This window comes from uncultured Parabacteroides sp., assembly GCF_905196875.1.
GTDB lineage: Bacteria > Bacteroidota > Bacteroidia > Bacteroidales > Tannerellaceae > Parabacteroides.
Map to the genome: position 1 here is coordinate 20,762 of NZ_CAJJWO010000024.1, position 14,871 is coordinate 35,632.

Annotated in this window: 11 protein-coding genes; 4 read left to right on the forward strand and 7 right to left on the reverse strand. The window is 43.3% G+C overall.

The window, feature by feature from the left end:
• Nucleotides 1-184 precede the first annotated feature (184 nt).
• Both QZ076_RS10185 and QZ076_RS10190 read right to left on the reverse strand, forming a co-directional pair.
• A complete protein-coding gene (locus QZ076_RS10185; RefSeq protein ID WP_293713050.1) occupies nt 185-697 on the reverse strand; it encodes a DUF4833 domain-containing protein in 513 nt (170 codons plus the stop codon).
• A gap of 3 nt (nt 698-700) precedes the next feature.
• Nucleotides 701-1,168 carry a WbuC family cupin fold metalloprotein gene (locus tag QZ076_RS10190; protein WP_293713052.1) on the reverse strand — a complete coding sequence of 156 codons (468 nt, stop codon included), beginning with the start codon at nt 1,166-1,168 and terminating at the stop codon, nt 701-703.
• 268 nt (nt 1,169-1,436) lie between these two features.
• Here QZ076_RS10190 and QZ076_RS10195 point away from each other — a divergent pair, with 268 nt between their 5' ends.
• Nucleotides 1,437-2,117: a DUF4396 domain-containing protein gene (locus QZ076_RS10195; protein ID WP_293713054.1), complete on the forward strand. Its 681-nt coding sequence runs from the start codon at nt 1,437-1,439 to the stop codon at nt 2,115-2,117.
• A 71-nt stretch (nt 2,118-2,188) separates the two neighbouring features.
• On the opposite strand, the gene QZ076_RS10200 is transcribed toward QZ076_RS10195, so the two are convergent.
• Entirely contained in the window at nt 2,189-2,680 is a 492-nt protein-coding gene (locus QZ076_RS10200) for an SPOR domain-containing protein (RefSeq protein ID WP_075556798.1), read from the reverse strand.
• Nucleotides 2,681-2,792: 112 nt separating this feature from the next.
• Between QZ076_RS10200 and QZ076_RS10205 the strand changes: the two genes are divergently transcribed.
• On the forward strand, nt 2,793-4,874 hold the full coding sequence (locus tag QZ076_RS10205; RefSeq protein ID WP_293713098.1) for a S9 family peptidase: 2,082 nt from the start codon (nt 2,793-2,795) through the stop codon (nt 4,872-4,874).
• A 403-nt stretch (nt 4,875-5,277) separates the two neighbouring features.
• Here the strand turns inward: QZ076_RS10205 and rluF are convergent, their stop codons facing one another.
• Genes rluF through QZ076_RS10225 form a run of 4 tightly spaced genes read right to left on the reverse strand, consistent with a single transcriptional unit; the run spans nt 5,278 to nt 9,015 of the window.
• Entirely contained in the window at nt 5,278-6,195 is a 918-nt protein-coding gene (gene rluF, locus QZ076_RS10210; protein WP_293713056.1) for a 23S rRNA pseudouridine(2604) synthase RluF, read from the reverse strand.
• Entirely contained in the window at nt 6,179-7,561 is a 1,383-nt protein-coding gene (locus QZ076_RS10215; protein ID WP_293713058.1) for an MATE family efflux transporter, read from the reverse strand. Before QZ076_RS10215 ends, rluF begins: the two co-directional genes overlap by 17 nt.
• Nucleotides 7,558-8,325 carry a peptidylprolyl isomerase gene (locus QZ076_RS10220; protein ID WP_293713060.1) on the reverse strand — a complete coding sequence of 256 codons (768 nt, stop codon included), beginning with the start codon at nt 8,323-8,325 and terminating at the stop codon, nt 7,558-7,560. Before QZ076_RS10220 ends, QZ076_RS10215 begins: the two co-directional genes overlap by 4 nt.
• An 18-nt stretch (nt 8,326-8,343) precedes the next feature.
• Nucleotides 8,344-9,015, reverse strand: coding sequence for a peptidylprolyl isomerase (locus QZ076_RS10225; RefSeq protein ID WP_293713062.1), 672 nt, complete (start codon nt 9,013-9,015; stop codon nt 8,344-8,346).
• A 126-nt stretch (nt 9,016-9,141) separates the two neighbouring features.
• Here QZ076_RS10225 and QZ076_RS10230 point away from each other — a divergent pair, with 126 nt between their 5' ends.
• Nucleotides 9,142-10,425, forward strand: coding sequence for a DcaP family trimeric outer membrane transporter (locus tag QZ076_RS10230; protein WP_293713064.1), 1,284 nt, complete (start codon nt 9,142-9,144; stop codon nt 10,423-10,425).
• Nucleotides 10,426-10,576: 151 nt separating this feature from the next.
• Entirely contained in the window at nt 10,577-14,737 is a 4,161-nt protein-coding gene (locus tag QZ076_RS10235; protein ID WP_293713065.1) for a two-component regulator propeller domain-containing protein, read from the forward strand.
• The last annotated feature ends 134 nt before the right edge of the window (nt 14,738-14,871 follow it).

A 14,871-nucleotide genomic window follows, 5' to 3' on the forward strand; every position in this document is an offset into this window, starting at 1 on the left:
AAATTAAGCAAAAAGTAATATAAAACTGATTGTAGTATAGTTTTAGTTTTTTTATTAAATCACACTTCACCCCTTGTAAATCCGATTGTTATCATTATCTTTGATGCCATTATAAACCAAGTTCTATAAGAACTAATTTAGTCTAGTCATTCTCCCCCTTAAATAATGTGAATATTCTTTTGTTTTATTTCTTCACTCTCTCCGTTACTTTTGCTCCTGTCTCGATTGCTGTTCCCTGCAATTCGACATATTCAACGCCTAACGGATTATTAGGTTTGCCTTTTACATAGAGAGATTCTAGTATGGCCGGTTGGTTGTCAATCGTTGTCATGCAGATATATTTGGAGTCTCTTTTGCAGATTGTCAGTTTCTTGCTAGGGTAGGCGGTCAGGGTCACTTCGCTGGAGTCGTTGCCTTCCGATATCAGTTTGTAGCCGTAGGCCATTTTACGCTGGAAATAGCTTAAGCTGTTGGTTTCTCCTACTCGTTCTTCCCGGTTTACCCAGTAGATGTTGAGAGGGGACTTCGTATTCAGCTTGCCGTTTTCCAGATTCACATCGTAGCATACCAGATTTTTGTTAAGGCTCCGGGCGATATGGAAAAGTCGCTCGGCAGTAGGATAGGTGCTGTCGTCCGGGTTGGAGGCATGGACTATCGTGATAAGGGAAAGAAACAGGATTAAATAAATTGTTTTCATCGTTTATAATAGGGAAGTAAGATAGGTTAAATACTCGTCGATGCCTTTTTCGTCGTCTGGTTCTGGGCTCCATGGTGCCATATTCTCCGGATGCAGAGGGGCGAAAGGTCCTGATTTTATCTCATAAACCACTGTGCCGGATTCCAGGACAAGCAGGCAGTGCCAGATACCGGGTTTGATCTCTGCACCGTAGGAGCCGACTTTCGGGTCGAGCAATAGTTTTTCGGTGATATATCCTTCTTCATCGAAGAGAAAGAGCATTGCTTTACCGCGAAGGAGCAGGAATATTTCATCCTTGTTCGGGTTCAGGTGGCGGTGCGGGCGGATATAGGTTCTCGGTTCCATTGCGTTAAGCAGGCGGTTGACTGGATCGTCCAGTTCTTCATGAAAATTGTAATTCATACGCAGACGGGGGGATTGTTTGGCCCGGGCTGTTGTTTCGTCAAGTAATTGTTCGTTAATTATTTTCATGTTGAATAAGTTTTATTTTAAGCTACGAATGTACAAAATAAATCCTGGTTGTTCTACTGATAATCCTTACATTTGTGCGGAACCCAAAAATCAACTAATACATGGGGTCTCTTAGCTTTAAGGCAAAAAGATGGTTGATTTTAGTTTTTTAGTTTAAGTTGGTGAAAAGGTCCGGTGTTTCCGAACCTTTTTCTTTATAAATAGGAGCAACAATTTTCATGCTATTGCTGTTCGTTATACCTGAAAAGTATAATTAAAATCAGTTAGTATGGAAATTCTTTCTATTGTATCGATTGTATCTTTGTTACTGGCTTTGATCTCCGCCATAACAATCGTTTTGAATCTGGGAAATTATCCTCAGTCAATGAAAGTAATGAATATAGTCTGGCCTCTCACTGCTTTATGGGCTGGACTTCTGGCATTATGGGCTTTCTTTTCGTTTGAAGGGAAACGCTTGAATGATTCTGACGGGGCAGGGATGAATATGAATATGGGAACCTCCCCATTCTGGCAGAAGATTGCTTTATCCACTTTTCATTGTGGAACCGGTTGTACATTAGCAGATATGATCGGTGAATCGTTTGGTGCAGGAGCACTGGATACAATGGGACTGAATGGTATTGGTTGGTTGTGGACATTAGATTATATATTGGCATTACTGATCGGTGCATTTTTCCAATATACCGCTATCCGTCCCATGTCGCGAAAGGAACCGTGCGGAAAAATTTTTCTTAGAGCATTGAAAATAGATTTCCTGTCTCTTACCTGTTGGCAAATCGGAATGTATGCACTTTCTTATTTGTTTTTCTTTGTAATCTTCCCGGACCCTTTTCCACGTACATCGTATAGTTTCTGGTTTATTATGCAATTGGCTATGTGTGCAGGCTTTATATGTGCTTATCCGATGAATTATTTTTTGGTAAAGAAAGGTATCAAACCGGCCATGTAAATTAGTTGTTTCATAAAAAAGGGATTGACCCATCAGTCAATCCCTTTTCGTGTATTTAATAATGAATTTTTTTAGTACTGTCGTTCCAGTAACCATGCATCCTGGAAGTTAGGAGCATATTTAGATTTAATAGCGTCGCGGCTGTCGGCTGCATCGGCTTTATCATTGAAGCTGGCAACGATTACGCGCAACATACCTTGTTCGTTTTCACCTAACACAGCGTTGTAGCCATCATTCTGCATACGTTCTTTCAGGGCGTAAGCATTTGTTTTGTTTTTGAAGCTACCGATTACTACGCTGTAACGTTTCAGACGGCTTGCATCTTCACCTTGTGCAGCATTGATTCTTTCCGCACGTGTTGTTGCAGTTGAAGTTCTGGGTTTGGAAACCGGAGCGACTTCCTCTACCACCTCTTCTTCTTGTTCTACTACCTCAACAGGAGCTGTAGATTCTTTTTCTTTGGCTTGTTCGTAAGCAGCCTTATAAGCACTCTGTTTAGGTTTACATGAGCCGAATGCTAATACCATACTTATAGCGGCTCCAAATAACCAAATCTTGTTCATACTGTTCAGTTCTTAAATTACTTGTGCAAAGATATAAATTATATTTACTAATTTCGCACACAGAATATAATATATTATAATGTACATGAATAAATCTATTGCAACAATGGTTATGGCAACATCCGTATTACTAGGTGCTTGTAACCAAGATGCTAAAAAAGCAGAGGACACAAGACCCGTTATCGGACGCTCGGAAATCAAGATTACCGACGGACGAATGACACCAGAGGCTCTTTGGGCTATGGGTCGTATCGGAGGGATGAACGTATCTCCGGACGGACAAAAAGTCGTTTATACGGTTGCCTATTACAGTGTTCCGTTGAACACTAGTAACCGGGAAGTTTTTGTAATGAACGCCGACGGATCTGACAACAAACAGATCACTCACACTCCTTTCTCAGAAAATGAAGCAACCTGGATTAAAGGAGGAACAAAGATCGCTTTCCTTTCGGGTGAAAGTGGCAGCAGCCAACTCTGGGAAATGAATCCGGATGGAACCGATCGCAAGCAACTATCCAACTATGATGGCGATATCGAAGGGTTTGCCTTCTCTCCAGACGAAAAGAAAGTTCTTTTTATTTCGCAGGTAAAGACTGTTCCGAGTACTGCCGACAAGTACCCGGATCTGGATAAGGCTACTGGTATAATTGTTACAGATCTGATGTATAAGCATTGGGACGAATGGGTGACAACCGCTCCGCATCCTTTCGTTGCCGACTTCGATGGAAGCAAAATAAGCAATCCTGTCGATGTGATGGAAGGTGAACTTTTCGAATCTCCGTTGAAGCCTTTTGGCGGTATCGAACAACTGGCATGGAACACTACTTCTGACAAAGTCGCTTATACAAGCCGTAAGAAAACAGGAAAAGAATACAGTCTTTCTACTAACTCGGATATTTATGTATATGATCTGAATACGAAGCAGACGGTAAATATCAGTGAAGGTATGATGGGATACGATACTAATCCGCAATACTCTCCTGACGGTAAAAGTATTGCCTGGTTGAGTATGGAACATGACGGTTATGAATCTGACCAGAACCGTCTGATGGTAATGAATCTTGAAACAGGTGAGAAGACCTTTGTAAGTAAAGACTTCGATTCCAGTGTTGACGGATTCTGCTGGAGCAAAGATGCTCAGAAGTTGTATTTTACAGGCGTATGGCATGGGGAGAGCCAGGTATATCAAATAGATCTGACAACCGGTAATACACTCACTCCGTTGACAAGTGGAATGTATGACTACGAGGGTGTGACTTTGTGTGGCGATAACAAATTATTGGCCAAACGCCATTCTATGAGTATGGGTGATGAAATCTATGCTATCGATCTGGCAGGAGATCATGCTGTTGCTCAGTTGACTACTGAAAACCAGTATATTTACGATCAGCTCACAATGGGGAAGGTGGAAGAACGTTGGATGAAAACTACCGATGGCAAGGAAATGCTTACTTGGGTGATCTATCCTGTCAACTTCGACCCGAATAAAAAATATCCTACTTTATTGTTCTGCCAGGGCGGCCCGCAAAGTCCGGTCAGCCAGTTCTGGTCTTACCGTTGGAACTTCCAGATCATGGCTGCCAACGATTATATCATTGTGGCTCCCAACCGTCGTGGTTTGCCGGGCTTCGGTAAAGAGTGGAACGAAGCTATCAGCGGCGATTACGGTGGTCAGTGTATGAAAGATTATTTCACGGCAATAGACGAGATGGCAAAAGAGCCGTATGTCGATAAAGATCGTCTGGGTTGTGTCGGTGCCAGTTTCGGAGGTTTCTCCGTGTATTGGTTAGCCGGCCATCACGATAAACGCTTCAAAGCCTTTATTGCTCATGACGGTATTTTCAATATGGAAATGCAATATCTGGAAACAGAAGAAATGTGGTTCGCCAACTGGGATATGGGCGGTGCTTACTGGGAAAAGAACAATCCGGTAGCTCAACGTACATTCGCTAACTCTCCGCACCTGTTTGTAGACAAATGGGATACTCCCATCCTGTGTATTCACGGGGAAAAGGATTACCGTATCCTTGCCGGCCAGGGAATGGCTGCTTTCAATGCAGCCGTACTTCGCGGTGTTCCTGCCGAACTGTTGATCTACCCGGATGAAAACCATTGGGTTTTGAAACCGCAGAACGGCGTGTTGTGGCAACGTACTTTCTTCGAATGGCTGAATCAGTGGTTGAAGAAGAATTAATAAACAGGGATTCATCTCTAGAGGATAACTCGAGCTAACAATCTTTGCAACATTCAAAGCTGATAATAATAATAGAGTTAACTTTACAACTTGTTCCTATTTACATAGTGAAATGGCATTAAAAACCATTCATCCTTTAAGGATTTATTAGTTGTAAAACAGTATATTGAATGTGTGAGATATGGGTGAACAGTTGTTTGAAAAGGTGAATGGTTTGCATAAACCATTCACCTTTTTTTCTTCTTTCTCCTTTTTGGATTGCTTATTATTAGTTCTTATGTCTTTGTTTACTAAAGGTTTAGTTCCTAACCGGTTTGATGATAGTGGGTGACAGGATGTTGGTTAAATGATACTTATTGCCGGTATCGGATGAATGTTTTTTGCTGAAATCAATCTCACATGCTTACCAGGAGCGTCTTTGCGTCTTGCTTTTAGAGTTGTAAGACGTTTTTCTGCCGGCTGCTGGCTTAGCTGATTTGAAGTTGCTACCCGATGCTGGCCGTTCCTTTTTAGCGGGGGAAGACTTGGCCTGTTGACTTTTGGTAACCGTACTGTTTTTAGGAGTAGTACTGCTTTTTCTTGCAGGCTTACCTTTTTTAGCTGAGGCCTCTTCTGTTTTCACTGAGTTGGCAATCTTCTTGTACAATGTTTCGGTCTCTTCGGGGTTGAGGTTGCGGTATTGTCCGATTTTCAGGTCGTTCAGGTGAATGTGCATGATGCGGGTACGTTGTAGTTTTGTGACATTGTAGCCTAAATACTCGCACATACGACGAATCTGCCGGTTGAGTCCCTGACGTAAAACGATATTAAACGAGTTTGTTCCCTTCTGGGTAATCTCGCATTTACGGGTGACGACTCCTAAAATGGGAATACCTCCCTGCATACGCTTGATAAAATCAACCGTAACCGGTTTATCTACCGTTACGAAATATTCTTTATCATGATTGTTGTTGACACGGAGTATCTTGTTGACTATATCCCCTTCATTGGTAAGCAATAACAACCCCTGAGAGTCTTTGTCCAGGCGGCCGATAGGGAAGATGCGTTCGGGATGTCCGATAGCATTTATTACGTTGTCGCGTTCGGCCGGATCGGTTGTGCTGACAATCCCTACCGGTTTGTTGTAAACGATGATAATCGATTCAGCTTTACCGCTGATGATCTCGCCGAATACTCTCACCACCTGTCCGGGAGAGACCTGGGCTCCCATTTCTACCCTTTTCCCGTCAAGGGTAACAGCGCCTTGCTCAATATATTTGTCGGCTTCCCGTCGCGAACAGAATCCGCTTTCGCTAATGTATTTATTAATTCGTATTTGCATTGTGAAAACTGGAATCTGATTTAGTGAAGGTGCAAAGATAATATAATTTATCGAATCTCCTCCAAAGCAATATACCTAACGTCGTCAGGCTGACCGGAAAACCGCACCAGATACCGATCGCTCCCCAATCGAAAACAAATCCGCAAATGTATCCGATAGGTAAAGCCAGCCCGAAATGACAGAAGAACGCCATGTAAGCCATATATTTTACATCGGCTATGCCGCGTAAAGCGTTTGCGAATAGTATTTGCAACCCGTCTCCGAACTGATACAGGATGACCGACCAGGATAAAAGAGCTACCATTGCCACCACGTCATGCTCAGGTGTGAACAGATATCCCATATTCTTATGGAAAGCAAGGATAAACAGGACAAATATAACGGCTACTCCCATAATCAGGTGCAGTCCGGCGAAGGAAGCCCGGCGTATATCCAACCAGTCTCCCCGGCCTTTGAAAGCACTTACCCGTATAGTAACGGCGGCGGCTATACCGTAATAGACCATGAATCCCAATGTGGTAATAACTCCAAGCACCTGATGGGCTGCCAATGCCGTACTGCCTATCCATCCCATCATGATTACACTTAAGCTGAATGAACCTGTTTCTACCCCCATTAACAGGCCGACAGGAAATCCCATCCGGATCAGATTGCTTAGATTCACCCGGTTGATGACACCATCCTTAAAACCTTTCAGGTATTCTTTGTATTTATTATGCCGCAGGAAAAGGATAAAGAAAACGATGAATGTCAGGATACGGCTGGCGAGCGTAGATATTCCGGCTCCGGTCAGTCCCATTTCCGGCACACCGCATTTACCATAGATAAGAAAATAGTTTCCGATAATATTCAATACATTGGCTCCCAGCATGATCCACATAGGAGTAACCGTGTCGGTCGCTCCATCGCTGAATTGTTTGAAGGAGTTGAACAGCATGGCAAATACGACGGAAAATAACTGAAGAATATAGTAAGGAACGATATAAGGCATCAGTTCTTCCGGCTGATCCAATATCTCAATATTGAAGAGCAATAGAAGCATGCAAAGGCTGAGTAATATACCGACAATGAAGTTGATAAATAAACTGTTCTTCAGTGTTTCGCCGGCTTTTTTGAGCTCTTTACCGGCAAAAAGTCCACCGATAATAGGAGTGAGGCCATAGGAGAAACCCATTCCGAAGATAAAAGCCAGGTTAAAGAAGTTATTGACGAAAGAGGCGGCAGCCAGTTCATTGGTGCTGTGATGCCCCACCATGATGTTGTCGGCAAACCCGACAATAATAATGCCCAGCTGTCCCAACATGATCGGGACACCCAGGCGGATTGTATCTTTGTAATGTTCTTTATAAGCAGAGAATTGTATCATTCAAGTATCTCAACCGATTCAATAACCACATTTTCTAACGGACGGTCCTGTCGGTTAGTCTTGACATTTTGGATGGCGTCCACAATCTCCAATCCTTCTACTACTTCGCCATAAACTGTATATTCAGAATCAAGGAAAGGAACACCTCCGATTGTTTTGTAAGCTTCACGCTGTTCTGGAGTCAGTTTGGCTTCATCCTTACGCTTTTCTGCTTCCATTTCTGTCTTGCCGATCAGCGTATCGCGGATAACAGCCAGTTCGGCTTTGTCACCACTTTGGTAAGCCGCTTTGATCTTGGCACTGTTTTCTTTTTGCAGGCGTGCAAAGATCGCTTGTTTCAGACGGCCTTCTTTTTGTTTCTCCATTTGGTCCAGTTCGGCGTCTTTGTAAACCTTTCCGGTGACGATATAGAACTGGGAGGCAGAAGATTCTTTCTCCGGATTAACCTCGTCACTAGTACGGGCGGCGGAGAGAGCCCCCTTCTTATGGAAATATTTCGGATAAGCAAATTCGGCCGGTACGGTATATCCCAGGTCGCCGGCACCTAGCTGTTTATTCATAGGAGCATCTTTTGATGTTACATCACCACCTTGCACCATGAAATCCTTGATCACACGGTGGAAAAGCAGGCCGTTGTAAGTTCCGTCCTCAACCAGTTTGATAAAGTTATCGCGATGTTTCGGTGTTTCGTTGTATAGTTTCAGTTTAATGTTACCCAGGCTGGTTTTCATCAGCACCTGTGTCTCTTTTGCTTGCGTTTCCATTCTTATTTTGTTTAATGATTATTTATCGACAATAGTCATTGTCTTGATCTTTATATTCTTTAACGGCCTGTCGTCCTCATTTGTTTCGACAAACTGGATTTTATCTACAACTTTCATTCCTTTAACAACTTCACCGAAGACGGTATATTTGTTGTCCAGATGAGGTGCCCCGCCTTCAAGCATATAGGCCTGGCGTTCTTCGGGGGTAAAGATTTTATTATCGCTTTTCTCCATCTTATCCAGTTCCATTTCGGTATAGAACTTTCCGGTTACAATATAGAACTGTGTACCTGATGAGGCGCGTTCCGGATTTTCGTCGTCGCTGGTACGGGCTGCACATAGCATGCCGCGTTTGTGGAAATATTTCGGATAAACGATCTCTGCCGGAATAGTATAACCCGGATCGCCGTCGCCTAGATGCTGTTCGACAGGTGCATCTTTCGAATTGATGTCGCCGCCTTGTATCATAAACTGTTTGATTACACGGTGGAACAACAGGCCGTCATAACGTTTTTCTTTCACATTTTTAATAAAATTATCCCGGTGTTGTGGGGTATCGTTAAATAACTTCACTTTGATCTTTCCCATATCGGTATCGATCTGAACGAGTGTCTCAACATCCTGCGCTTGCGAATGAACGGATGTCAATAATCCGGCAACTAATAAACATATAGCAAACAGCTTTTTCATCTTCGTTTTATTTTGTTATTAAGGCAACAAAAATAGTTACTTTTAGTCGTTAACGCAACCTTTTAACACAACCTTTTCATGCGGTGCTTGTTCCTTACTGGTAAAACGTCTAAACAAAACACATTTATGAAAGCATTTGTTAAAGGAGCAGCTCTCCTGCTCGGGTTAGGATTATTCTCTACCCATACTCAGGCTCAGAAAGTGATCATTCAGGATGAGGAGCCTAATTCTATCATCTTTGTTTCGCGCGACAAAGCGGGAGATGAGATCATCCGGATCTTGAATGAAACAAAAAATCCGCGCTTCCACGAACCGGGCATTCCCCGTTTTCTGTTGACCGACCGGAAAGGCCGTTTCGCTCTGGGTATCGGTGGATATGTAAAGGCGACTGCCGAATATGACTTTGGCGGTATCTCCAAAGATATTGATTTCTATCCGGCGCTGATTCCCAACAAAGGCGCTTCACATGTCAGAAACCAGTTTCAGATGGATGCTACTACCAGTACGGTATTCCTGAAGTTAGTCGGGCATACCAAGTATCTGGGCGACTTCGTCGTTTATACGGCCGGTAACTTCCGTGGCGACGGTAAAGGTTTCGAGTTGCGTAATGCCTATGCTTCCTTGCTGGGCTTTACACTCGGTTACGATTACGGTTCGTTTATGGATCTCGCCGCTATTCCTCCCACAATCGACTTTGCCGGGCCGAACGGGATGGCGATCTATCATGCTACGCAGTTTCGTTATGAACGTGCTTTCGGAAAAGGATGGAAAGCCGGTGTCGGTGTGGAAATGCCGGTAGTAGACGGAATTACCAATGATAATTTAAGTATCGGTTCCCAGCGTATGCCTAACTTCCCTGCTTATCTGCAATATGGATGGAACTCTAAAAGCCATCTGCGTGCCGCTGCTATCGTAAGAAGCATGACGTATGATAACCTGGTGGCCGATAAAGCCGAATCGGAAACTGGCTGGGGTGTCCTACTTTCTACAACATTCAATGTTTGTAGTAAAGTGCAGGTGTACGGACAAGGTGTCTACGGTAAAGGTATCAGCCAGTACATGAACGATTTGAGTAACCTGAACGTGGATATTGTTCCCGATCCGACCAAAGCCGGCCATATGCAGGTACTTCCGATGATGGGATGGTATGCCGGTTTGCAGTATAATATCACACCGAAAGTGTTTGTTTCAAGTACTTACAGCCAATCCCGCTTGTATAGCGATAACGATTACCCTGCAACTCCGTCGGAACAATATCGTTATGGTCAGTATCTGGTGGCTAACCTGTTCTGGAATATAACTCCCGACTTACAGGTTGGAGCCGAATACCTGAGAGGATGGCGCACAGACTTTAACGACGAGACACGTCATGCGAACCGGCTGAATGTGGCGGTTCAGTATAGCTTCTGATCTATTTCACTCAATGAATTAAAATGATAGGACACGGGGATCATTACAACTTTCTGTAATGATCCCTTTTTTTTCTTTGTGTAAAACTGATACTTAATGGTTATTTGGAAAGGTTTTCTTACTTTTGCATAAACAAATTAAGGAAACAAGCATGAAAAACACCTGTCTTTTTTGTGTATTTAACATATTGCAAATACTGTTGTTATTATTGGGAATACCGGATAATTTGCTGGCAGGCAATGGTTCTGTAAAGAATCTCCGTTTCAACAGATTGTCGTCTTTTGAAGATTTACCATCGGAAGAGATTACGCAAATTATACAGGATCATACAGGGTATATCTGGATTGCAACCAATTCGGGTTTATGCCGTTACGATGGTTATAGTGTTCATATTTACAAGGATAATGTGTTTACTCCGGGTATACTGACTGACAATCAGATCAAATGCATAGCAGAAGACTATAATAATAATCTTTGGATAGGAACGAACAATGGCCTGAATGTCCTGGACATGAGGACCGGAGAAATCCGCCGGATAGAGGACAGCCGGTTGCAGAATGGCGTTGTTTCGGTTTTATATGTTACGAAAGATAATAATGTATGGGTTGGAATGGATGGAGGATTATTTCGCTACATTCCTGAAAGAGATTGCTTTATCGTATACGATAAAGCAACAAGCGGGCTCCCGCTTGTTGGCATTAAGTCTATATTGGAAGATAGTATAGGAAGGCTTTGGGTAGGAACCTGGGCTGTAGGTCTTTATAGATATGAGAAGGATAAGGATACTTTTGTGAAATATCCGCAGATGGACGATCGTAATTCTGCTCATGTACTGTTCGAAGACAGTTACCGGACAATATGGGTAGGGACCTGGGACAGAGGATTGTATCGGCTGAGTAATCCCGAAAGTCCCGAAACTGTAACCTGGAAACATTATGTATCCACCCCCGGCAATAAGCAAAGTATATCGGACAATATTATTTACAGTATAGAGGAAGAAACCAACAGCAACACGCTTTGGATAGGAACCCGTAGCGGGTTAAGTATCCTTGATCTGGATTCGGATGAAGATTCGTTTGTGAATTATTTGCCCGAAAGTCAGTCGTACCAACTTCCTTACAACGAGCTGGATGCAATTATTCGCGATCGTTCCGGCATTATGTGGCTGGGGATGATGGGTGGTGGAGTGTATTCTGTCAACATGCGGCACTCTCCTTTTAAGAAAAATGATCTGGAGTCGGTTAAACAACGGCTATTCAGTAATTCTGTCCGTAGTATGTTCGTGGATAGTGAACAGACGCTATGGATGGGTATCGGCAGTTATGGCCTGGTGATTCAGAAGAAAGATGCCGGACAGCCTGTCTTTTATACGGACCATCCGGATTTTAAACAATCGTCTCCTTATTTATATACGATCAACCATATTATCGAACGGAAGGAAGAGCGGGAGATCTGGTTTGGAACCTGGAGCGGAGGCATTACCATCTACGATAAAGATGCTGTCGGACAAAAGATAAAGTTTCTGAATGAAGGAAATGCTCCATGGCTGCCGGATGGTTTTGTTTTCAGCTTGTGTGAAGACCGACATAAGAATGTCTGGATCGGTTGTCGAGGAGGGTTGGCTGTTTACAGGGCGGATGGAACGGGTGTTTCGCTAAGCGATTACCGGACTGAGCCGGATGATACTTCGCTGCGGGATACATATAATGCGATCGAAGAGACGTCGGATGGAAGTATCTGGTTCGGCAGTAATCATGGCATTATCCGTATTACCGGTGATGTGACAAGACCGGATAGTCTGATATTCAGGTTGTATAGTATGCAGAATAAGAAGTTGTCCTATGAGTCTATTCAGTGTTTGTATGAAGATACCCATGGTAATCTATGGGCCGGTTCCGATGGTGGAGGTTTGAACCTGTATGATAAAGAGAGTGATTCTTTTCTGTCAGTCAACAAACGGTTTAATTTGCAAACCGACGTAATCAGTAATATACAGGAGGATGAGAATGGTTCGCTTTGGATGGGAACCCGGACGGGACTTGTCCGTCTGACCGTTTCGGCTGATCTTTCAACGGCCTCTTCCCGGACTTACACAGTAACGGACGGATTGCCGGATAATTCAATTATACGTGATGCTGTCGCTAAAGCGTCTGATGGTAAATTGTTTTTCGGGGGACATAAAGGGTATGTAAGTTTCTATCCTCAAAAGGTGAAAGAGAATGAGGTGGTTCCTTCGGTGGTCATTACAGATATTTCGGTGTTTAATATGCCAATCGATAAACTCCCTCCGGAAGTGAGAAAGGAAATAACGGCTAACTCGTCCGATTTTACGGATGAACTGGTACTGGCTTACAACCGGAATCATTTCAGTATCGAATTCTCTTCCCTGAGTTATGCAAATCCGTCCCAAAACAAATATGCCTATAAACTCGACGGATATGATACTGACTGGCAATATACCGGCGCTTCCAGCCGTGTAGCCAATTATAATAACCTGAAGAGCGGATCATATACGTTTCATCTGAAAGGCTCCAATGAAAACGGACTATGGAATGAGCAGGAGCGGGTATTGCAGATTCGTATATTGCCGCCACCCTGGAAAACAGCCTGGGCCTATACCTTATATATTATATTGCTTTCAGTGCTCCTTTATTTCACTTATCGTGTCATCAGACAACGCATTCGCGAAAAACAGGCACAGGAATTGCAGAAAATGGAACTGGTGAAAACGAAGGAAATCAATCAGGCCAAGTTGCAGTTTTTTACAAATGTAACTCATGAATTCCTGACACCGCTTACCATCTTGTCCGCTTCACTGGACGAGATGAAAATGCAGGCTCCTCAGTTGGATGATTTTTATAAGGTAATGTCCGAAAATATCAACCGGCTGATACGTCTATTGCAGCAAATCCTTGAATTCAGGAAAGCCGAGAGCGGTAATCTGAAACTGAAAGTATCGGAAGGCGACCTGTCGGCTTTTGTACGAAAAGAAGTGGAAGCTTTCCTTCCTTTGATGAAGAAAAAGAAGATGCATTTCAGCTGTACTTGCCAGCCGGATACGATTATCGGGTATTTTGATCCGGATAAACTGGATAAAATAGTATACAATCTGCTTTCAAATGCCTCCAAGTATAATCCGGAAGGAGGGACGATTGAAGTAAAACTGTCGTTGGATGCCGAAGAAAACCTGGTAACGCTTTCTGTGAAAGATAACGGTAAGGGGATTTCCAAAGAGGGTATGAAGAATTTGTTCAAACGTTTTTACGAAGGCGACTACCGAAGGTTTAATACCATTGGTACCGGTATCGGGTTGTCGCTGGTGAAAGACCTGGTCACTCTTCATGAAGGAACTATTCGGGTGGAAAGCGAAGAAGGGCAGGGGGCTACTTTTATCATTACCTTGCCCATATCCCGTTCTGCCTATAAAGATGAGCAGGTGGATGAGACTGAAATGACTACTGTTCCCGAAGAGTTGTCATTGCAGCCGGAAGACGGGAACACTTCGGACGCTCCTGTAGAAAAAAGCGATTATTCGTTATTGCTAGTGGAAGATAATGAAGATTTGCTGGCTTTGATGGTTAAACTTTTGGGACGTGAGTATCCGGTTTATACGGCACGTAATGGGAAAGAGGCGGTTCTGATAATCGAATCGAAAGACATCGACCTGATCGTCTCCGATGTTATGATGCCCGAGATGAACGGAGTTGAATTATGCCGTTATGTAAAGAGTAATTTTGATATCTGCCATATCCCGATCATCCTGCTGACTGCCAAGAATAAAGAAGAAGACCGTATCGAAGCCTATGAATCGGGTGCCGATGGTTTCCTTAGCAAACCTTTCAACCTCTCGCTGCTCCATGCCCGTATCAAGAATTTGCTGCGTGGCAAGGAACGAACCGCCCGCGACTTTAAGAAACAGCTGGTCTTCGAAGCGCAGGAACTGAATTACACCAGCTTGGATGAGGACTTCCTGCAGCGGGCGATCAGTTGCGTACAGAAACACCTGGATAACTCGGAGTTCGACCAGCAACAGTTTATGGAAGAAATGGCAACCAGCAAGTCTACGCTTTATAAGAAACTTAAATCGCTGACAGGTTTAAATACTTCTGCTTTTATCCGTAATATCCGTCTGAAAGCAGCCTGTCAGATTATCGAAGAAAAGAAGCGGGTACGCATTTCCGAGCTGGCATATGCTGTCGGGTTTAACGATCCGAAGTACTTTAGCGCCTGTTTTAGGAAAGAATTCGGGATGCTTCCTTCCGAATATATGGAGCGGTATCATCCAGACATAGCCGAAGAAGGAGAATTATAGATAAAAGAGGTCTATAAATAGATACTAACTCTGTTTATAGACTTTTTGGAATCATGTGTGGAGTACACTTTTTATTTTAATGGTCACATTTGCGGAAAGAAAATTAACCGTAATGTTAAACCATTAAATTAGTA